Source organism: Dyella sp. SYSU CM1112 (assembly GCF_058216415.1).
Genome location: NZ_JBZEGI010000023.1, coordinates 1 through 19398, shown reverse-complemented (window position 1 = coordinate 19398; position 19398 = coordinate 1). Strand labels below are relative to the sequence as shown.

The window sequence follows — 19398 nt, the reverse complement described above, 5'->3', positions numbered from 1 at the left end:
TTTGCCGCTCCTCGGGAAGTCAGGCAGGGCGCGCGTCTCAGGGGTACTGGGACAATCGCCCAGGCGGATGTAGGCGTGCCACTCCCATGAAGCCCCCCGATCCGGGTCCCGGGCCAAACAGGTGGCTTTACCCCTTCATTCCAGCCCGGATCATTCCGGGCGTGGCAGACCGAACCATTCTTCCAGCTTGGCCAGCAGGCGCTCCAGCTCCAAAGTCAGCAAGGCGAAGCGGGCATCCATTTCCGCCGCAGCATCCTGCTGGCTGTCGCCCAGCTCATCGAGCACCACGTCAAGAAACTTCAGCTTGCGCAGCACCAGGTCTTCACCCAGCACAAAACTGATGCGATCGTCGAAAACCAGGCCAAGCTGGAAGACTTGCTTGCCGTTGCGGAGGTGTTCTTTCACTTCCTCCGCATCCAGGTCCTGACGGCGACACCGCGCGATCGCGCCGGTCGCCGTGGCTGGATCGCGCAGTTCGCACTCGTCGCCGAGCACCAGGCCGCCCGGCAATTTGCCATGGGCAAGCCAGTCGGTCATCAATGCACGCGGCCCTTCTTCAGGCGCGAGCGGTACCGCGGGAAAACTGCCCAAGGCTTCGCGCACCTGGGTCAGTGCATTCTCTGCGCTTTTACGACTGGCGGTATCAAGCACAAGCCAACCGTTCTTGCGATCAACGTAAGCGGACATGCGCGAACTGCGCACGAATGCACGCGGCAATAATTCGGTAAGCAGATCTTCCTTGATCCGCTTGCGTTCGCGGCCGCCGACCTTGCGCCCTTCCTCTTCGGCGATTTTCTGCACCTTGCGCTGCAGCTCGTCGTTCACCACCGCAGCGGGCAGCAGCTTTTCTTCACTGCCCACGGTCACCAACGTGCACGCATGGACGACATGCGTCATCGCTGCTTCGTCACCGCGCCCGACTGGCGGCACGAAACCGCGCGTGCCCATTTCCAGCGGCCCACATGGGCGCAGCCGGTGTTCGCCCAGCACGTCATCCAGACGTTGGAGATCTTCGGCCACAGAGGGTGAAAAGCGGAACAGCGTGAGATTACGAAAAAACATGCTTTGGCCCGATAGATATGCCCCTCCCCCTGCTTGCAGGGGGAGGCTGGGAGGGGTTATTGGGACTTGCCGTAAGCGTGGAATACACGCCACGCCTTCCCTGCTGCGCACGCAGGCGCGCGCGTGGCCATTGGCACTCAGCGAATCACAGCAGCCACCGCGGCCACCACGTTATCGAGATTGCTGCGATTCAACGCGGCCACGCAGATACGTCCCGTACCGATGGCGTAGATCGCATGCTCCTCGCGCAAGCGGTCCACCTGGGCCTTGCTGAGCCCGGAATACGAGAACATGCCTGCCTGCTTCTGGATGAAACCGAACTGCGGCGAGCCCTGTGCGGCAAGCTTCTCCACCATGCTGGCACGCATGGCATGGATGCGCCCGCGCATCTCGGCCAGCTCCTGCTCCCACACCACACGCAGCTCGGCGCTGTTGAGCACGCCGGCTACCAACGCACCGCCGTGCGTGGCAGGGCTGGAATAAATAGAGCGAATGATGCGCTTGACCAGCGACTGCACACGCAACGTTTCGTCGCGCGTGGCACCGACGACCGACAACGCGCCCACGCGCTCGCCGTAAAGCGAGAACGACTTGGAGTACGAATTGGCCACCACGAAAGATTCAATACCCGATTCGGCGAACAAGCGCACCGCAGCGGCATCTTCATCGATGCCCTTGTCGAAGCCCTGGTAAGCCATGTCGATGAAGGGAAGCAGCTTGCGATCCTTCACCAACGCAACCATTTGCTTCCACTGCTCGACCGAGAGATCGACACCAGTGGGGTTATGGCAGCACGCATGCAGCAACACGACCGTGCCGGGCTCCAGCTTGCCCAGATCCGCCAGCATGCCGGCAAAATCCACGCCGTGCGTGGCGGCGTCATAGTAAGCGTAGTCCACCACCTCGAAACCAGCCGCATTGAATACCACGCGATGGTTTTCCCAGCTCGGGCTGCTGATCGCCACCTTGGCCTTGGGCAATGCTTTCCTCAGCAACTCCGCTCCCACGCGCAATGCGCCACTGCCACCGATGGTTTGCGACGTGGCGACGCGGCCGGCTGCCAGCAGCGTGGAATCGGGACCGAACACCAGCTTCTGGGTTGCCTGCGTATAGGCAGGCAGACCATCGATCGGCAGATAGCCGCGCGGCAGCGACTCACGCGCCAATGCTTCTTCCACCTGGCGCACGGCGCGCAGCACCGGAATGCGGCCGCTTTCGTCGTAATAGATGCCTACGCCCAGGTTGACCTTGCCGGGACGCGGGTCGGCCACGAAGGCCTCGGTAAGACCCAGGATCGGATCGCCCGGGGTCATTTCAACAGATGCAAAGTGGGACACGGCTCTACTCGATTAGGGAAAAGGGGTATGGACGTCCAGACGTCCGCCAGCACAGCTAAGGGTTGTTCTCGTCATCAGTTCCCGCCAGCCAGCCGTGGACATCGGCCCGCCGGGCGCCTTCGCGGGCACCGAGCGAGACGAAATCGAACAGCTGGCGATCGGCCAGTTGCGAAGGCGCCACGTTGCCCAGCGCGCGAAACATCGTCTCGCTACGACCGGGAAACTGGCGCTCCCAATCCTGCAACATGCGGCTCACCGCCTTGCGCTGCAGATTCTCCTGCGAACCGCAAAGATTACAGGGAATGATCGGAAACTGCTTGTGCTCGGCGTAGGCGACGATGTCGCTTTCCTTGCAATACGCCAACGGACGAATGACCACATGCCGCCCATCATCCGAGCGCAGCTTGGGCGGCATTGCCTTCAGGCTGGCCTGATAGAACAGGTTGAGGAAAAAGGTACCGAGAATATCGTCGCGATGATGGCCCAGCGCGATCTTGCTGATTCCGTTCTCGGCAGCCCAGCTGTACAGCGCGCCGCGGCGTAGCCGCGAACAGAGGCTGCACATGGTTTTGCCTTCCGGAATCACCCGCGTGACAGTGCTATACGTATCCTGTTCGATGATGTGAAAAGGCACGCCTTGCTCGGTGAGGTACTGCGGCAGCACATGCTCGGGAAAACCCGGCTGCTTCTGGTCGAGATTCACAGCAATCAGTTCGAAGCGCAGCGGCGCTTTCGCCTGCAACGACGACAGGATATCCAGCATGGTGTAGGAATCCTTGCCGCCCGACAGGCACACCATCACCTTGTCGCCTTCTTCAATCATGTTGAAATCGGCGATCGCCTGGCCGACGTGATGACGCAGGCGCTTGGCGAGCTTGCCGGCTTCATAGGCCTTCTTGCGGGCGATGTCAGGCTGAACAGCCTCAGGATGGGCGGACATGGAAAACACTTCGACGGCGGGCAGGCGTTTATTGTAACCGCCCCTCGCCCCAGGCCGGGCGCGGTACAATTCGCCGTCTTCATTACCGCTCCCGCGATGACCGCCATGCAGGCCCAAGATCCCGCCCAGATCGCTCATTTGTTGGCCGAGTTGCGCCAAGAGCATCGCGATCTGGATGTCGCGATCCAGCAGATGGCCTCTTCTATCGGCCGGGATGAATTGCAGATTACGCGCATGAAAAAACGCAAGCTGCTATTGAAGGACGCCATCGCCCGACTCGAAAGCAAACTGATTCCCGATCTGGATGCGTGAGCGGCAACGGACTGCAACGCCTCCTCAACGCACTTGCCCCACTGCCTGCCGCCTGCTCATGCCCACCCTGACTCCCACCATGCTTGAAGACGATCACGTGCTGCTGGAACCGCTCGGGCTCCAGCATGTTCCCGAACTGGAGGCAGCGGCGGCTGACGGCGAACTCTGGGACCTGTGGTTCACCAGCGCGCCGGCGCCAGGACAGACCGAAGCCTATGTCAGGAAAGCGCTCGATGGCCTGGCTGCCAATGCCATGCTGCCGTTTGCAGTGCGCGAAAAGCGCAGCGGCGACATCGTCGGCACCACACGCTTTTACGAGTTTGCACCGGAATTGCCGCGCATCGCGATTGGCTACACCTGGTACGCAAAACGGTGGCAGAAGAGCCATCTGAATACCGCGTGCAAACGTCTGCTGCTGCAGCATGCCTTTGAAGTACTGCAATGCGTCGCTGTGGAATTTCACACGGATGGACGCAACCTCGATTCGCAACGCGCCATCGAACGGCTCGGCGCGCATCGCGATGGCGTACTACGCGCCCACAAGCGGCGCCCGGACGGCACGCTACGCGACACGGTGTGCTATTCAATCCTCGCTGGCGAGTGGCACGACGTGCGGCGCTGGCTGGACATGCGGCTAGCACGCCTGAGTATCCAAGCAGCTAAAGCAACCGGTTGAGCAGACGATCCAGGCGCACACGACTCAGCCGGCGCAGCAGCTTGCGTATTTCCGCAGGGTAATGCCGCGGAGAATCCAGGGCGCGGTCGTCTTCCAGCTGGGTGGCATAGCCACGCAGCGCTTCCCATTCCGCCTCATGCCTGGCAACAAGCAGCCCGGACGGATCGCGCAGCAGCAAGGCATTCTCAAGATCCAATGCCCACCCTCGCGGATTGAGGTTGTTGCCGGTAAGTACCGCCACGTCATCATCGATCAGCAAACCTTTGGCGTGGTAGCTGTTGTCGCCATCACGCCACAACCAAAGCTTGAGCTGGCCTCGCGCCATATGCCCGCGATGGGTACGCGCAAACCGTCGCAAGTTGTTCTCATAGAGATACGGAAGCAGGCCGATCCGGCGGAAAGCCTGCGACGGCGGAATGTAGAAATCATTGGCCGTTTTGTCGCCCACCATGATGTCGATTGTGCAGCCGCGTCGAAGCAGATGGCCCAGAGCGGTACGCACTGGACGCGGCAAATTGAAATAAGGTGTCAATAACACCACACGCCGTCGCGCATGGCGTAGCAGTGTCAGCAGTGTTTCGTTGAGCTGATTGTCGCTGCGACCAAACCCCAGTAAGGGAGTGACTGCGATATCCCCATCGGACATCGATTCGGGAGGTACGTGATAACGCGCCCGCTGCAAATCGTGCCGTAATCGGCGGATATAGGGCTGTAAATCACGTGTCGACGGTAGCGGTGAACGGTCCAGCCGGACGACCGCCTCCTGGTCTCGCAAATGCCGCTGCACGAAATCCACCAGGCTATCCGCCAAGCCAGCGTGTCGGATCAGATGATAGCGATCGAGCCGATAACGGCCCTGATGGGAAAGATATACGTTGTTGATGCTGGCGCCGCTATACAGGACCTGATCGTCGATAACAAAACCTTTCAAATGCAGCACGCCGAACAATTCGCGGTTTTGCACCGGCACGCCGTAAATCGCCACGCCCTCCCCTAAACGCTCTACATTTTCACGATAGAGCGACACGTTGCCCCGGCTCGCAGTCTTCCCGATCAGCCCACGCTGTGCGCGATGCCAATCCACGTATACCTCCACCTCAAGGGCTGGTCGCGCACGACGCACAGCCCATAACGCCTGAAGGATCTCGCGCCCGGCTTCGTCGTCTTGCAGATACAAAGCCACGATGACGATACGTCGCCGTGCCTGGGCGATCAGCTCCAGCAAGGTTTCGCCGAACGCATGCGGTCCACTCACCGACCGGATGTCACCGGCCGGCACTGCAAACGCGGGCAGGATGCCCGAGTGGCCCGTTGCAAAACGAGCCACAGCGCCTTGCTGTGGGGCCGACGCGTTTGATGAGGAATGAGTGAGGGGCATAGCCGTCATGGTAGCTGGCTGGAGGTTTTTCGCCCTGTTGGCCCGCTTTCACACCGCCTCGACGCGCTCCCGAAAGGATGAAGTGATGCAGCCGAAAGGTTTCCATCCGCCATCGCAGCCGCCCTGGCTGCCGCACCCATCGCATTTGCATGGTGTTGCGAGCATCTTTCGCCACGGCAATGATTGCCAGCCCATTTTGGTTTCGTATGAAACGAAACTTCCGCAAAGCGCTTGATCAATATGGACGTCCATCCGTCTGTATGTGATCCATCGATCAAATCGGAAAAATTTTCATAAAAAAAAGATTGACACTCTATCCATGTCTGCCGTACGGTCGACGACATGCCGCAACGCAACAGCCACCGCTATCTGATTTACGCGATTCGACCTCCCTCGATCGCGGATGTGCTGCCATTCGCCGGCCTCCTTCTTATTTCCCTTGTACTCGTACTCCTTATTACCAACGGAGGTGCGGGCTGAGGGCGCGTGTCAAGGTAAAGCAAAACTGACCTAGATACCCTGAAGAACCCCGCACCCGACAAGGATGCGGGGTTTTTTATCGCCCTTCGCCCCGCCCGAAACGGAGCCAGGCATGAAACCCGAAACAGCACAACCGAACGACAGCGGCGAAAACGCCGATAGCGCCGAGGATTGCGTACGTATCTTCGATACAACCCTCCGCGATGGTGAGCAGGCGCCCGGGTTTTCCATGGATCGCCGCGCGAAATTGTGCATGGCACAAGCCCTGGAAACACTGGGCGTGGACATCCTGGAAGCGGGTTTTCCGCAGGCATCGCCGGATGATTTCGCAGCCGTCGAAGAGATCGCGCGAACCTTGCGTCACACCACGGTATGCGGGCTGGCGCGATGTCAAACCGTCGATATTGACACCACCGCACGCGCGCTGGAACGCGCCCATCATTCACGCATCCATCTCTTTCTTTCCACCAGTCCACTGCATCGCGAGCACAAGCTCGGCATGAGCAAGCAGCAGGTACTGGACACCGCCGTCGCCTCCATCGAACACGCGCGCAAATACTGCGCAGACATCGAATTCTCTGCCGAAGATGCGCTGCGCACCGAGCCGGAATTTCTCGTCGAAGTCTTCAGCGCCGCGATCGCTGCCGGTGCCACCACGCTCAACGCACCGGACACCGTGGGCTACACCACTCCTGCCGAAATGGTGGAACTATTCACCTACCTGCGCCGGCACGTGCGCGATGCACACAAAGCCGTGTTTTCCGCGCATTGCCACGACGATCTGGGCATGGCCGTCGCCAACAGCCTGGCTGCCATCAGCGCCGGCGCACGCCAGGTGGAATGCACCATCAACGGTATCGGCGAGCGCGCAGGCAATGCCGCGCTGGAAGAAATCGTCATGGCGTTGAAAGTTCGCGCCCCCCATTTCGGGCTGCATACCGCCATCGATACGCGCAAGCTGTATCCCACGTCGCGCTTGTTGACGCAGCTGACGGGCCAAGCCGTTCCGCGCAACAAAGCGGTGGTGGGCGAGAACGCTTTCGCACACGAATCGGGCATCCACCAGCACGGCATGCTCAAGCATCGCGGCACCTACGAAATCATGCGTCCGCAGGATGTCGGCATCGCCGAAACCACGCTGGTACTTGGCAAGCATTCGGGCCGTCACGCACTACGCCAGCGTCTTGAGTCCCTCGGCCACACGTTGGACGATGCAGCCATCGAAGTGGTGTTCAAACACTTCAAGGCGTTGGCCGACCGCAAACGCGAGATCCGCGACGAAGATCTGGAAGCGCTGGCGCTCGGCCAGGATCCGGATGCCACGGGCCCCTGGCATCTCACTCAACTCAATACCAACTCGCATCTCGGCGGCAGTGCGTCCGCTACCGTAAAACTGCACCACGAAGATGGCCGCGACGTGGGCGAAGCCGCCCTTGGCGACGGTCCGGTCGACGCAGTGCTGCGTGCGATCGAGCGCGCCACTGGCACCGACATGGTGCTGACGCAGTTCCGTGTGCGGGCGATCAGCGAGGGCGGCGACGCACAAGGCCATGCGCAGCTCACGGCGCGCCATGCTCAACGCGATTGGCATGGCAGCAGCGTCAGCACCGACATCGTTGAAGCGACCGCACACGCGGCGCTCGCCATCGTCAATCGCATCGAACGCCAGTTTCCGCAGCGCCTCCAACAGCCAACGACTGAAGAAAACGGTCTTGGGATGCCGCCTTTCGAGCGTCGCGCGCAGCTACATGTGCACAAGGAGACCTCCGCATGAGCACGCCATTCCTCTGGCACAACGGCCAGATCAAGCCGTGGGCCGATGCCACCGTCCATGTCAGCACGCATGCGCTGCACTATGGCTCGTCCGTTTTCGAAGGCGAGCGCGTGTATGCCACGCCGGAAGGCCCCGCCTATTTCCGCCTCGCTGATCACACACGGCGGCTATTCGAATCGGCGCGCGTCTACGAAATCGAGATCGGCTATAGCGAAGAGCAAATCAACGAAGCATGCCTCGAAGTGATTCGCGCCAATCGCATGGCTTCTGCCTATGTGCGGCCTATCGTGTTTCGCGGCGCCGGCGGGCTCGGCGTTCTCCCCAGGAACGACGCGCCCGTCGACGTCGCGATCATGGCGCTGGAATGGGGTGCGTACCTGGGCGAAGCCGCTGAAGTGGGCGCGGATGTTTGCGTTTCGTCCTGGCATCGCCCTGCTCCCAACACCATCCCGAGTTGGGCAAAGGCGGGCGGCAATTATCTGAGCAGTCAGCTGATCGGGCTCGAAGCACGCCGTGGCGGTTTCGACGAAGGCATCGCACTGGGACATAACGGCCTGTTGAGCGAAGGCGCCGGCGAAAACCTGTTCCTGGTCAAACGCGGCAAGCTGCTCACGCCACCCTCGAGCGCCGGCATCCTGGCCGGTATCACGCGTGATTCGGTGATCACACTCGCAGACGATCTCGGCATTATGGTCGAAGAGCGCGACCTGCCGCGCGAAGCGTTATACAGCGCCGACGAAGTCTTCATGACTGGCACCGCGGCCGAGATCACGCCCGTGCGTTCGGTCGATCGCAAGACGATCGGCAACGGTACGCCAGGCCCCATCACGCGCGCACTGCGCGACGCATTCTTCGGTCTATTCGATGGTCGCACGCAAGACCGGTATGGCTGGCTGACGTCGGTCAGCACAGCGATGCCCGATCGCGGAAGTTCGACTGCGACCGTCCACGCACCCATTTCTCAAGCAGAGCAGGTTACGGCATGACTCCTCGTACGCTATTCGAAAAAATCTGGGATGCCCATGTCGTGGCGCCCGAAACCGCTGACACCCCGGCGGTGCTGTACATCGATCTGCATCTGGTGCACGAGGTCACCTCGCCGCAGGCCTTCAGTGAATTGCGCGCACGCGGCCTCCGCCTGCGTCGTGCGGACCGCACGCTGGCGACGCTCGATCACTCCACGCCCACGCTACCGCCGCAAGCAGACGGCGAACGCCCTTACGCCAACGCCGAAGCGAAGGCACAAGTGGCGCAGCTGGAAGCCAACTGCAAGGAATTCGGCGTGCAGCTGTACGGCTGGGATAGCAGCGATCGCGGCATCGTGCATGTGATCGGCCCCGAACTGGGCGCCACGCAGCCCGGCATGACGATTGTCTGTGGCGATAGCCATACCTCCACCCATGGCGCGTTTGGCGCCTTGGCGTTCGGCATCGGCACCACGGAAGTCGGTCACGTCATGGCCACGCAATGCCTGCTTCAGCGCAGGCCGAAGACCTTGGCCATCCATGTCGATGGCGCCCTGCCTCGCGGCGTGGGCGCGAAAGACCTGATCCTGCACATCATCGGCGAGATCGGTATCGACGGCGGCACGGGCCACGTCATCGAATACCGCGGCGAAGCGATCGAAGCGCTATCGATGGAAGAGCGCATGACGGTCTGCAACATGTCGATCGAAGCCGGTGCGCGCGCCGGCCTGATCGCGCCGGACGATACGACCTTTGCGTGGCTGAAGGATCGCCCGCGCGCACCGCAAGGCGCAGCCTGGGAAACGGCCGTACAGCACTGGCGCAGCTTGCGCAGTGACGAAGGAGCGACATACGACCGCGAAGTCCGGATCGATGCAGCCCGGATCCGCCCGACGGTCACGTATGGCACGCATCCGGGCATGGCGATCGCGCTGGACAAGCCCGTACCTGCGGCGCGCAATCCGGTCGAGCAGCGCGCGCTTGATTACATGAAGGCCAAGCCCAACCAGCCCATGCAAGGTACGGCCGTGGACGTGGTGTTCATAGGCAGCTGCACCAACTCGCGCCTCTCGGATCTGCGCGAAGCCGCCAGCGTGATGCGCGGCCGGCGCATAGCCCAAGGCGTACGCGTGTTGGTGGTGCCGGGGTCAGAAGCCGTACGCCGCGATGCAGAGAAAGAAGGTTTACACGACGTGTTCCTGGCCGCCGGCGCGGAATGGCGTATTCCGGGCTGCTCGATGTGTATCGCCATGAATGGCGATTTGGCGCAGCCGGGCCAACTCGTGGTGAGCACCTCGAATCGCAATTTCGAAGGACGCCAAGGCAAGGGCGCGCGCACCGTGCTGGCAAGTCCCGCGACCGCCGCCGCTTCCGCCATTGCCGGCGCAATTGCCGATCCGCGCGAGTACCTGGCGGAGGTGGCCGCATGAGTCTGCTCTCACCCCCTCTCCCCTCCGGTGAGATGGCCGGGGTGAGGCGCCGGCCTCGCCACGCGCTTCATGCGAAGTGCTCTCCCTCATCTCAATCCTCTCCCCGAGGGGGAGAGGACGCCCGTTCCGTTGGAGCGTCTTTATGAAACCTGTCACTCGCCTTCATTCACGCACTGCCGTCCTGCTCGATGAAAACATCGACACCGACCGCATCATCCCCGCGCGTTTTCTCACCACCACCGAACGCGCAGGCCTGGGCAAGTTCTGCTTCAACGATTGGCGTTACAGCCAGGACGGCAGCGACAACCCTGACTTCCCGCTCAACCAATCCCAGGCGCGCGGCTGCTCAATCCTGGTTGCCGGACGCAATTTCGGTTGCGGCTCCTCACGCGAACATGCGCCGTGGGCGTTGCTCGACTACGGCATCCAAGCGGTGTTGTGCAGCGAGATCGCCGACATCTTCCGCGGCAATGCGTTGAAGAACGGCCTGCTAGCCATCGTGCTGGACGAAGCCGAGCATCGCTGGCTGCTGCAGAACCCCGGCGTCGAGCTTTCCATCGATGTGCGCGAACAAGCGATCGAACTGCCGGATGGCGGACATATTCGCTTCCAGCTCGAACCGTTCGCGCGGCACTGCCTGCTCAATGGCGTGGATCAGCTCGGCTTCCTGCTTCAACACAACGATGCAATCACTCACTACGAACAGTTACAGGAGAAGGCGGCATGAAGGCGCGTATCGTTACCCTGCCCGGCGACGGCGTAGGTCCCGAAGTCATCGACGCGGCAGTCGCCGTACTGGAAGCCGTCGCAGAACGCAGCGGGCACACGTTTGAATTCGAATCGCATCTGATCGGTGGCTGCGCCATCGATACCACCGGCGAACCGCTGCCTGCGGCCACGCTGGAAGCCTGCAAGAAAGCGGATGCCGTATTGCTGGGCGCCGTGGGTGGCCCGAAGTGGTCCGATCCACAGGCCAAAGTGCGTCCTGAGCAAGGCCTGCTCGCTTTGCGTGCTGCCTTGGGCGTGTACGCCAATCTGCGTCCGCTGCAGGTACACCCGTCGCTGGCGTCGCTGTCGCCGTTGAAGAACGAGAAACTGAAGAACGTCGATGTGCTGTTCGTGCGCGAACTCACCGGCGGCACCTATTTCGGCGCGAAGACACGCACGGCCGACACCGCCACCGACGAATGCAAATACACCGTCGCCGAAATCGAGCGCGTCACGCGCCGCGCATTCGAACTGGCGCGCGAACGGCGCCAGCATGTCACGTCGGTCGACAAGGCGAATGTATTGGAGACCTCGCGCCTGTGGCGCAGCACCGTCACGCGCATCGCCGCGGACTATCCGGATGTGAAGCTGGAACATCAGCTCGTCGATTCGATGGCGATGCTGTTGCTCACGCAACCGTCGCGCTATGACGTCGTCGTCACCGAAAACCTGTTCGGCGACATTCTCACGGACGAAGCCGCCGCACTGGCCGGCTCGCTCGGCTTGCTGCCTTCTGCATCGCTGGGCGAAGGCAAAGCCGGCCTGTACGAACCGATCCATGGTTCGGCACCCGATATCGCCGGACAAGGGCTCGCCAATCCGCTCGGCGCCATACTTTCCGCTGCGCTGATGCTGCGCCATTCGCTGGGACTGGAGATCGAGGCCACCACCATCGAAGCCGCCGTCGGCCACGTGCTGACGCAGGGCCCGCGTAGTTGCGATATCGGCGGCAAAGCCACCACCGGTGCGATTCGCGACGCGGTGATCGCCGCACTCGATGACGTCGCCACGCCCGCCTTTTTGTGCGGCCTGCGCGCGTGCGGCTGAGGTCATGATGCGTAGCGATCTGATCAAATCCGGACCCGACCGTGCCCCCGCGCGCTCCATGCTGCGCGCCACTGGCTTGCAGGACAGCGACATCGCCAAGCCGCTGGTCGCGGTGGTGCATACCTGGTCGAACGTAAGCCCCTGCAACCTCAATCTGCGTGACCTGGCCGAACATGTCTCGGCGGGCATTCGCGCGGCCGGTGGTACGCCGGTCGAATTCAACACCATTGCCGTGACCGATGGCATCGCAATGGGCACGCCCGGCATGCTCGCGTCGCTGATCAGCCGCGAGGTGATTACCGATTCGATTGAGCTGGCCGTCGATGGTCACTGCCTCGATGCGATGGTGGTGCTTTGCGGTTGCGACAAAACCATTCCCGCCGCCGCCATGGCGATGGCACGCCTGAACATTCCCGCCGTCGCGCTGTACGGCGGCAGCATTGCGCACGGCACGCATAACCATCATCCGATCACCATCCAGCAAGTGTTCGAAGCGGTCGGCGCACACGGTGCCGGAAAAATCAGCGACGAAGAACTGGCCTCGGTTGAAAAAGACGCATGCCCTGGCGCCGGTGCCTGCGGTGGCCAATTCACCGCCAACACCATGGCGATGGTGCTGCAGACGCTGGGGTTGTCGCCGATGGGCTTCAACGATATTCCCGCCACGCATCCGGCCAAGCAGCACGCCGCGTTCCGCTGCGGTGAGCTGGTGATGGATTGCCTGCGTGCGGAGCGCAAGCCGCTGGACATCCTGAGCGAAACGGCCTTCCGCAACGCTGCACGCATGGTGGCGGCCACCGCCGGCTCGACCAATGCCGTGCTGCATCTGTTGGCCATCGCACGCGAAGCCGGTGTGCCGTGGACGATCGAGGATTTCGAACCGGCTTCCGTGCATACACCGGTGATCGCCGATCTATTGCCGGCGGGCCGCTACACCGCCGTGGAACTGTTCGGCGCGGGCGGCAGCGCGCGGGTGGCGCAGGAGTTGATCGCCGCCGGCATGCTGGACGAAGCGCCCACCGTGACCGGCCGCAGCTTGTACGAAGAATGTGCTGCCGCGCCGCGCGCTGAAAAGCAGGATGTGGTGCATCCGGTCAGCGCGCCGCTGAAGCCACGCGGCGGCTACTCGATCCTGTACGGCAATCTCGCGCCGGAAGGCTGCATCCTCAAACTCGCCGGCAAAGGCGCCACCCATTTCGAAGGGCGCGCACGTGTCTTCGAAAGCGAGGAGCAGGCCTTCGCCGCCGTGCAAGCCGGTGGCATTACCCAAGGCGATGTGGTGGTCATCCGCAACGAGGGCCCCGCCGGCGGCCCCGGCATGCGCGAAATGCTGGGCGTCACCGCGGCCTTGATCGGCCGCGGGCTGGGTAACGACGTCGCACTGATCACCGATGGACGCTTCTCCGGCGCCACGCACGGCTTCATGGTCGGACACATCGCACCGGAAGCCGCACGCGGCGGCCCCATTGCCTTGCTGCACGAAGGCGACCGCATCGTGATCGACGCGCAGACGCGCACGATTTCCACCGATGCCGATCTCGCTACGCGCCGCGCGACCTGGCAACCGCCCGCTCCCAAGGTCAAGCGCGGCGCACTCGCCAAATACGCGCAACTGGTCGGCTCCGCTTCCGAAGGCGCCACCACCTATCCGTCTACCCATGCCACCCAACCATCCGTGACATCACCTATCGACGCAGGAGTCATCGCATGAGCACCACCGCCACCACCGAAACGCTTGCCAAGGCGCGCATCGCCGTTCTTGGCTATGGCAGTCAGGGCCGCGCCCACGCGCTCAATCTGAAAGACTCCGGCCTGGATGTCGTGGTCGGGCTGCGTCCGAACGGCCCCACCTGGCAGAAAGCCGTGGCCGACGGTTTCCATGTCGTCGAGCCGGCCGAAGCCGTGCGCGGCGCCGATCTGGTTGCCGTGCTCACGCCGGACATGGTGCAGCCCGCGCTGTACAAGCAGGCGATCGAACCGAACATCAAGCCTGGCGCCGCGCTGTTGTTCGCACATGGTTTCAACGTGCACTTCAAGCAGATCGAGCCACGTTCCGACATCGACGTCGTGCTGGTGGCCCCCAAGGGACCCGGCGCGCTGGTACGCACCGAATACGAACGTGGCCGTGGCGTGCCTTGCGTATACGCCGTACATCAGGACGTCAGCGGCCACGCTGAAGAGAAAGCCAAGGCGTATGCGGCTGGACTCGGCGGCGCGCGCGCCATGTTGATCAAGACCGACTTCAAGGAAGAAACCGAAACGGATCTGTTCGGCGAGCAGGCCGTGCTGTGCGGCGGCGCCAGCGAACTGGTCGTAAAGGGTTTCGAAACCCTGGTCGAAGCCGGTTACCAGCCGGAGATCGCTTATTACGAAGTGCTGCACGAACTGAAGCTGATCGTCGACCTGTTCTACGAAGGCGGCATCACCCGCATGCTGGAGTTCATCTCCGAAACCGCGCAATACGGCGACTACGTGAGCGGTCCGCGCGTGGTCGACGCTGGCACCAAGGAACGCATGAAGGCCGTGCTCCAGGACATCCAGGACGGCACTTTCGCGCGCAACTGGATCGCCGAGTACAAGGCCGGCCTGCCGAACTACAAGAAGCTCAAGCAAGCGGATCTCGATCATCCGATCGAACAGGTCGGCGCCCAGTTGCGTGCGCGCATGCCCTGGTTGCAGGCCGGTGCCAAGGCGGCGCAAGCGCCGCTGAAGAAAGTGGGTTGAAACCCATGCAGCGCTCTCCCAACGCCCCCATCCTCCGGCGGGAGAGCGCTGCATGGACCTTCGCGGAATGCATGCCATGAAACGCTTTCACATCGCTCTCGCCGTGCACGATCTCGATGCATCCATCACCGATTACAGCACCCGCCTCGGACAACCGCCGAGCGCGGTGGTACGTGGCAAATACGCCATGTGGCGCACCGATCTGCTGAATTTCTCGATCAACCAGAACCCGCAGCGCGCCGGCCAACTCCGGCACGTGGGTTTCGAAGACGACAGCGCCGACGGCTTCCGCAGCACCACGGACGTCAACGGCATCGAGTGGGAGCACTTCTCGGCGACCGAACAGGACGCACGCATCGTGAGTACCTACGGCGTACCCGTTAACTCATGAGGCCGGCTGGCATTCCATTTATCCGCTGACGACTCTCGCTTTGACCATCACCAAGGGATCACCGTGAACATGCCGTTGCTACAACTCGCATCCGCCGCCGAGGCCGATCAGGCCATCGCGCGTCACCCGCTCGCCGGATCGGCCATGAGCGGTGCGGATGTCGTCGTACAAGTGCTGGCTGATGAAGGTGTCGAGGTACTTTTTGGTTATTCCGGCGGCGCGATCCTGCCCGTCTACGATGCGGTGTTCCGGTACAACGCGGAACACCCTCGCGCGGACGGCAGCGAACCCATGCCGCTGATCGTGCCCGCCAATGAGCAAGGCGCGGGTTTCATGGCTTCCGGCTACGCGCGCGCTTCCGGCAAGGTCGGCGTGGCCATCGTCACCTCCGGTCCCGGCGCCACCAACATGGTGACGCCCGTGCGCGATTCGACTGCGGATTCGATTCCGCTGGTGGTGATCTGCGGCCAGGTTGCCACCCAGGCGATCGGCAGCGATGCGTTCCAGGAAGCGCCGATCAGCAACATCATGGGCTCTTGCGCCAAACACGTCTTCCTGGTCACCGAGGCGGAGAAGCTGGAAGCGACCTTGCGCACCGCATTCACCATCGCGCGCAGCGGTCGTCCTGGTCCCGTGGTGGTGGATATTCCCAAAGATGTGCAGAACGCCCCCATTGTTTTCGATGGCTGCAGCGAATTGCCCTTGCCCGGCTACCGCGCGCGCCTGCGTGCGGTGGAGCAGGCGATGCTCAGCGACGCCGAATGCGCCGCGTTTTTCGCAGCGCTGTCGAAAGCGAGACGACCGCTGATTTATGCAGGCGGCGGCGTTGTCGCGGCGAATGCCGCACCGATTTTGCGTGCATTTGTCGAGGCATTCGGCCTGCCCGTGACGACCACGCTGATGGGCATTGGCGGTTTCGACACCACTGATCCGTTGGCGCTGCACATGCTCGGCATGCACGGCACCGCCTATGCCAACTATGCCGTCGAAGACTGCGATTTCCTGCTGGCGCTCGGCGCCCGTTTCGACGATCGCGTCGCCAGCGTGCCGACCCAGTTCGCACCCAGGGCGACCTTCATCGCGCATATCGACATCGATCCGGCAGAAATCAACAAGGTCAAACAAGCGGATTGGTGTCACGTCGGCCCGCTGGACCGTGCGCTGCATCGTCTTACGCACTACGGCACGGCGCATGGCCATCAAACGATGCGGGCCGATTGGCATGCACATGTCGCGGCACTCAAGCGCACGCACGCGATGAACTACGATCGCGCCAGCGCGCTGATCCAACCCTATGCCGTGCTGGAAGAAATCAACCGGCACACAAAGGGAAACGCCATCATCACCACCGGCGTCGGGCAGCACCAGATGTGGGCGGCACAGTACCTGGATTTTCGGGCGCCGCGTCATTGGCTGACATCGGGCTCGATGGGCACGATGGGTTTCGGGCTGCCTGCGGCCATCGGTGCGCAATTCGCGCAGCGCGACGCCCTGGTGATCGACATCGATGGCGACGCCAGCATCCGCATGAACCTGGGCGAATTGGAAACCGTCACCACTTACGCGCTGCCGGTCAAGATCGTCGTGCTGAACAACGTCGGCGACGGCATGGTGCGGCAATGGCAGAAACTGTTTTTCAAGGGCCGTTTCGCTTCGTCCGACAAGAGCCTGCATCGCAAGGATTTCGTGCGCGCGGCCGAAGCCGATGGATTTGCCTGGGCACGCCGCTTGGAACGCCGCGAAGAGCTCGCCGCCACCATCGCCGAATTCCTGGCTTTCGAAGGCCCCGCGTTCCTCGAAGTCATGATCGATCCCGATGCCGGCGTCTATCCCATGGTCGGTCCGGGCGCCAATTACTCGCAAATGATCACCGGCGACTTCATTCCCTCGCGCACGACAGCGCAAGCCAGCGAAGCCGCCGCGTCCGACAGCTTCTGACCCATCACGATCCGCTGAGACCCACCACAGGACCAGGCCATGCAACACACGCTCTCCATCCTTCTGCAGAACGAAGCCGGCGCGTTGGTTCGCGTCGCAGGCCTGTTTGCGGCACGCGGACATAACATCGATACGCTCACCGTGGCCGCCACGGCCGACCCCGCCGTATCGCGATTGACGCTTACCGTTCGCGGCGACGATGCTGCCCTGACGCAAATCCTGCAGCAGACCCGCAAACTGGTCGATGTCTTGCAGGTCGAGCACCCGGCGCAGGCATGAACGCGCGCCTGGCGGACAGCGATACCGTTCCCACTGCGGCGTCGGTTTTACGCCGTGCCGAGGCGGCGCGTGTCTACGAAGTTGCACATCACACTGCACTCGAACAGGCATCCTTGCTTTCAGCCCGCCTCGGCACGCGCGTATGGCTCAAGCGCGAAGATCAGCAACCAGTGTTTTCGTTCAAGCTGCGCGGCGCCTACAACCGCATGGCGCAACTTGATCCAACCGAGCGCGCGCATGGTGTCGTCGCCGCTTCGGCCGGCAATCATGCCCAGGGCGTCGCGCTGGCGGCTTCGCGTTTGCAGATACGCGCCACCATCGTGATGCCGGTGACCGCGCCACAGGTCAAGGTCGATGCGGTGCGGCGACTGGGCGGTGCGTTTACCGACGTCGTGCTGCACGGTGATTCCTACAGTGACGCGCAAGCCGAGGCGCAACGTTTGCGCGATGAACGCGAGGCCACCTTCGTGCATCCGTTCGACGACCTGGACGTGATCGCCGGCCAGGCAACCATCGCGCTGGAATTGCTCGCCCAGCACCAGGGCCCCCTCCAAGCCGTGTTCGTACCCATCGGCGGCGGCGGCCTTGCGGCGGGCATGGCCGCCGTCATCAAGGCGCGGCGCCCCGATGTGCGCGTGATCGGCGTGCAGGCGCACGACGCAGACGCCATGGCACGTGCACTCGAAACCGGTACGCGAGTAAGCCTGGATGAGGTGGGGCTGTTCGCCGACGGCACCGCCGTCAAACAGGTCGGCACGCTGACATTCTCCCTATGCCAACGCTATCTGGATGATGTGCTGCGCGTGGATACCGATGCCATTTGCGCGGCGATTCGCGACATCTACCAGGACACGCGCAGCATTCCGGAACCTTCCGGTGCGCTCGCGCTCGCAGGCTTGAAGCAATATGTCGCTACCCATGGGGCCTGCGATGGCGCGCTGGTCGCGGTGGTTTCCGGCGCCAACATGAATTTCGACCGGCTTCGCTTCGTCGCGGAACGCGCCGAAGTCGGCGAGCAGCGCGAAGCGGTGTTTGCGGTGACCATTCCCGAGCAACGCGGCAGCTTTCGGCGTTTCTGCAACGCCTTGGGACAGCATGCGATTACCGAGTTCAATTACCGCATCGGCGATGCGCAAGCCGCGCATATTTTTGTCGGCGTACAAACAGCGCAACGCGGCGAGCGCGAAGCGCTGGCCGATGCGTTTCGCGCCAACGATTTCGGCGTGCTCGACCTGACCGACGATGAGCTGGCGAAACTGCATCTGCGCCATATGATCGGCGGTCGCTCACCGCTGGCGCGCGATGAGCGCCTGTACCGTTTCGATTTTCCCGAACGCCCCGGCGCATTGGCCCGCTTTCTGGATCGCATGCATCCGGACTGGAACATCAGCTTGTTCCACTATCGCAACCATGGCGCGGATTACGGGCGCATCCTGGTGGGTATCCAGGTTCCGCCGGACGAACTCGCCTTGCTGCGGGATTTTCTTTCCACGCTCGGCTACCCATACATGGACGAAAGCGACAATCCGGCTTATCGCCTGCTGCTGCGCGCCTAACGCATGCTGTGATGCATACCGTACGTGGTCCTGGCGAAAGCCGGGGTCCGTGTCTTCGCTTGCCGAGAACGTCACCGGAGCCCGGCTTGATCAGGTAGAAATCCCGCAATGCATGGAGCCGCGAGCCATCGCGGCTCATTACGTTTACGGGTCTACTGAACGTCGAACAGACATCGACGCGTGTTCTTTACGACGACACCGTCATCCCGACAGGTGAAATGTCTCAGATTGCGTTCGCTGCGCTCGCTTTCACAATCATCTGAAGTAAAAAATGCTTGGCAGCCACAGCGTCGCGTCCATGTCGCGACCCTGATTTCTCCAACGCGCACCGTCTACGCCGC

At 62.4% G+C, this 19398-nt stretch carries 17 protein-coding genes; 13 read left to right on the top strand and 4 right to left on the bottom strand.

Annotated features, from left to right (window positions below; genetic code table 11):
* Positions 1-150: 150 nt before the first annotated feature.
* From AC4HNJ_RS20625 to ttcA, 3 genes are all read right to left on the bottom strand, one after another.
* Positions 151-1062: a recombination-associated protein RdgC gene (locus AC4HNJ_RS20625; RefSeq protein ID WP_490481494.1), complete on the bottom strand. Its 912-nt coding sequence runs from the start codon at positions 1060-1062 to the stop codon at positions 151-153.
* A gap of 137 nt (positions 1063-1199) precedes the next feature.
* Positions 1200-2399 (bottom strand): amino acid aminotransferase, encoded by a 1200-nt coding sequence (locus AC4HNJ_RS20620; protein ID WP_490481493.1) that lies wholly within the window; start codon positions 2397-2399, stop codon positions 1200-1202.
* 55 nt (positions 2400-2454) lie between these two features.
* The gene (gene ttcA / locus AC4HNJ_RS20615; RefSeq protein ID WP_490481526.1) at positions 2455-3339 is read right to left on the bottom strand and encodes a tRNA 2-thiocytidine(32) synthetase TtcA; all 885 of its coding nucleotides are present in this window, start codon (positions 3337-3339) and stop codon (positions 2455-2457) included.
* Between the two features lie 105 nt (positions 3340-3444).
* Between ttcA and AC4HNJ_RS20610 the strand changes: the two genes are divergently transcribed.
* Both AC4HNJ_RS20610 and AC4HNJ_RS20605 read left to right on the top strand, forming a co-directional pair.
* Positions 3445-3651 (top strand): YdcH family protein, encoded by a 207-nt coding sequence (locus AC4HNJ_RS20610; RefSeq protein ID WP_490481492.1) that lies wholly within the window; start codon positions 3445-3447, stop codon positions 3649-3651.
* Positions 3652-3709: 58 nt separating this feature from the next.
* Entirely contained in the window at positions 3710-4327 is a 618-nt protein-coding gene (locus tag AC4HNJ_RS20605; protein ID WP_490481491.1) for a GNAT family N-acetyltransferase, read from the top strand.
* Here AC4HNJ_RS20605 and pssA read toward each other — a convergent pair.
* Positions 4311-5654, bottom strand: a complete 1344-nt coding sequence (gene pssA / locus AC4HNJ_RS20600) for a CDP-diacylglycerol--serine O-phosphatidyltransferase (protein ID WP_490481490.1) — start codon at positions 5652-5654, stop codon at positions 4311-4313. The two genes, AC4HNJ_RS20605 and pssA, sit on opposite strands and share 17 nt — an antisense overlap.
* Before the next feature lie 643 nt (positions 5655-6297).
* Here pssA and AC4HNJ_RS20595 point away from each other — a divergent pair.
* The 11 genes from AC4HNJ_RS20595 (at position 6298) to ilvA (ending at position 19057) form a co-directional block, all read left to right on the top strand.
* Positions 6298-7959, top strand: a complete 1662-nt coding sequence (locus tag AC4HNJ_RS20595) for a 2-isopropylmalate synthase (protein ID WP_490481489.1) — start codon at positions 6298-6300, stop codon at positions 7957-7959.
* Positions 7956-8945 (top strand): branched-chain amino acid transaminase, encoded by a 990-nt coding sequence (locus AC4HNJ_RS20590; protein WP_490481488.1) that lies wholly within the window; start codon positions 7956-7958, stop codon positions 8943-8945. The genes AC4HNJ_RS20595 and AC4HNJ_RS20590 overlap by 4 nt, the downstream gene beginning before the upstream one ends.
* Positions 8942-10354, top strand: coding sequence for a 3-isopropylmalate dehydratase large subunit (gene leuC, locus AC4HNJ_RS20585; protein ID WP_490481487.1), 1413 nt, complete (start codon positions 8942-8944; stop codon positions 10352-10354). Before AC4HNJ_RS20590 ends, leuC begins: the two co-directional genes overlap by 4 nt.
* A gap of 142 nt (positions 10355-10496) precedes the next feature.
* Positions 10497-11081, top strand: coding sequence for a 3-isopropylmalate dehydratase small subunit (leuD, locus tag AC4HNJ_RS20580; protein WP_490481486.1), 585 nt, complete (start codon positions 10497-10499; stop codon positions 11079-11081).
* Positions 11078-12169 carry a 3-isopropylmalate dehydrogenase gene (gene leuB / locus AC4HNJ_RS20575; protein ID WP_490481485.1) on the top strand — a complete coding sequence of 364 codons (1092 nt, stop codon included), beginning with the start codon at positions 11078-11080 and terminating at the stop codon, positions 12167-12169. The genes leuD and leuB overlap by 4 nt, the downstream gene beginning before the upstream one ends.
* Before the next feature lie 7 nt (positions 12170-12176).
* The gene (ilvD, locus tag AC4HNJ_RS20570) at positions 12177-13880 is read left to right on the top strand and encodes a dihydroxy-acid dehydratase (protein WP_490481525.1); all 1704 of its coding nucleotides are present in this window, start codon (positions 12177-12179) and stop codon (positions 13878-13880) included.
* The gene (gene ilvC, locus AC4HNJ_RS20565) at positions 13877-14893 is read left to right on the top strand and encodes a ketol-acid reductoisomerase (RefSeq protein WP_490481484.1); all 1017 of its coding nucleotides are present in this window, start codon (positions 13877-13879) and stop codon (positions 14891-14893) included. The genes ilvD and ilvC overlap by 4 nt, the downstream gene beginning before the upstream one ends.
* A gap of 76 nt (positions 14894-14969) precedes the next feature.
* Entirely contained in the window at positions 14970-15284 is a 315-nt protein-coding gene (locus AC4HNJ_RS20560; RefSeq protein ID WP_490481483.1) for a VOC family protein, read from the top strand.
* Positions 15285-15353: 69 nt separating this feature from the next.
* Complete coding sequence (gene ilvB / locus AC4HNJ_RS20555) at positions 15354-17222, top strand: biosynthetic-type acetolactate synthase large subunit (protein WP_490481482.1); 1869 nt, start codon at positions 15354-15356, stop codon at positions 17220-17222.
* A gap of 39 nt (positions 17223-17261) precedes the next feature.
* Entirely contained in the window at positions 17262-17501 is a 240-nt protein-coding gene (gene ilvN / locus AC4HNJ_RS20550) for an acetolactate synthase small subunit (protein WP_490481481.1), read from the top strand.
* Positions 17498-19057: a threonine ammonia-lyase, biosynthetic gene (ilvA, locus tag AC4HNJ_RS20545; protein WP_490481480.1), complete on the top strand. Its 1560-nt coding sequence runs from the start codon at positions 17498-17500 to the stop codon at positions 19055-19057. Before ilvN ends, ilvA begins: the two co-directional genes overlap by 4 nt.
* The last annotated feature ends 341 nt before the right edge of the window (positions 19058-19398 follow it).

What these genes read in the sequence shown, in the direction of transcription:
- ilvC (WP_490481484.1), top strand. Translation starts at nt 13,877, where the DNA reads ATGAGCACCACCGCCACCACCGAAACGCTTGCCAAGGCGCGCATCGCC.
- AC4HNJ_RS20560 (WP_490481483.1), top strand. Translation starts at nt 14,970, where the DNA reads ATGAAACGCTTTCACATCGCTCTCGCCGTGCACGATCTCGATGCATCC.
- AC4HNJ_RS20610 (WP_490481492.1), top strand. Translation starts at nt 3,445, where the DNA reads ATGCAGGCCCAAGATCCCGCCCAGATCGCTCATTTGTTGGCCGAGTTG.
- ilvN (WP_490481481.1), top strand. Translation starts at nt 17,262, where the DNA reads ATGCAACACACGCTCTCCATCCTTCTGCAGAACGAAGCCGGCGCGTTG.
- leuB (WP_490481485.1), top strand. Translation starts at nt 11,078, where the DNA reads ATGAAGGCGCGTATCGTTACCCTGCCCGGCGACGGCGTAGGTCCCGAA.
- ilvA (WP_490481480.1), top strand. Translation starts at nt 17,498, where the DNA reads ATGAACGCGCGCCTGGCGGACAGCGATACCGTTCCCACTGCGGCGTCG.
- ttcA (WP_490481526.1), bottom strand. Translation starts at nt 3,339, where the DNA reads ATGTCCGCCCATCCTGAGGCTGTTCAGCCTGACATCGCCCGCAAGAAG.
- ilvB (WP_490481482.1), top strand. Translation starts at nt 15,354, where the DNA reads ATGCCGTTGCTACAACTCGCATCCGCCGCCGAGGCCGATCAGGCCATC.
- leuC (WP_490481487.1), top strand. Translation starts at nt 8,942, where the DNA reads ATGACTCCTCGTACGCTATTCGAAAAAATCTGGGATGCCCATGTCGTG.
- ilvD (WP_490481525.1), top strand. Translation starts at nt 12,177, where the DNA reads ATGCGTAGCGATCTGATCAAATCCGGACCCGACCGTGCCCCCGCGCGC.
- leuD (WP_490481486.1), top strand. Translation starts at nt 10,497, where the DNA reads ATGAAACCTGTCACTCGCCTTCATTCACGCACTGCCGTCCTGCTCGAT.
- AC4HNJ_RS20595 (WP_490481489.1), top strand. Translation starts at nt 6,298, where the DNA reads ATGAAACCCGAAACAGCACAACCGAACGACAGCGGCGAAAACGCCGAT.
- AC4HNJ_RS20605 (WP_490481491.1), top strand. Translation starts at nt 3,710, where the DNA reads ATGCCCACCCTGACTCCCACCATGCTTGAAGACGATCACGTGCTGCTG.
- AC4HNJ_RS20590 (WP_490481488.1), top strand. Translation starts at nt 7,956, where the DNA reads ATGAGCACGCCATTCCTCTGGCACAACGGCCAGATCAAGCCGTGGGCC.
- AC4HNJ_RS20625 (WP_490481494.1), bottom strand. Translation starts at nt 1,062, where the DNA reads ATGTTTTTTCGTAATCTCACGCTGTTCCGCTTTTCACCCTCTGTGGCC.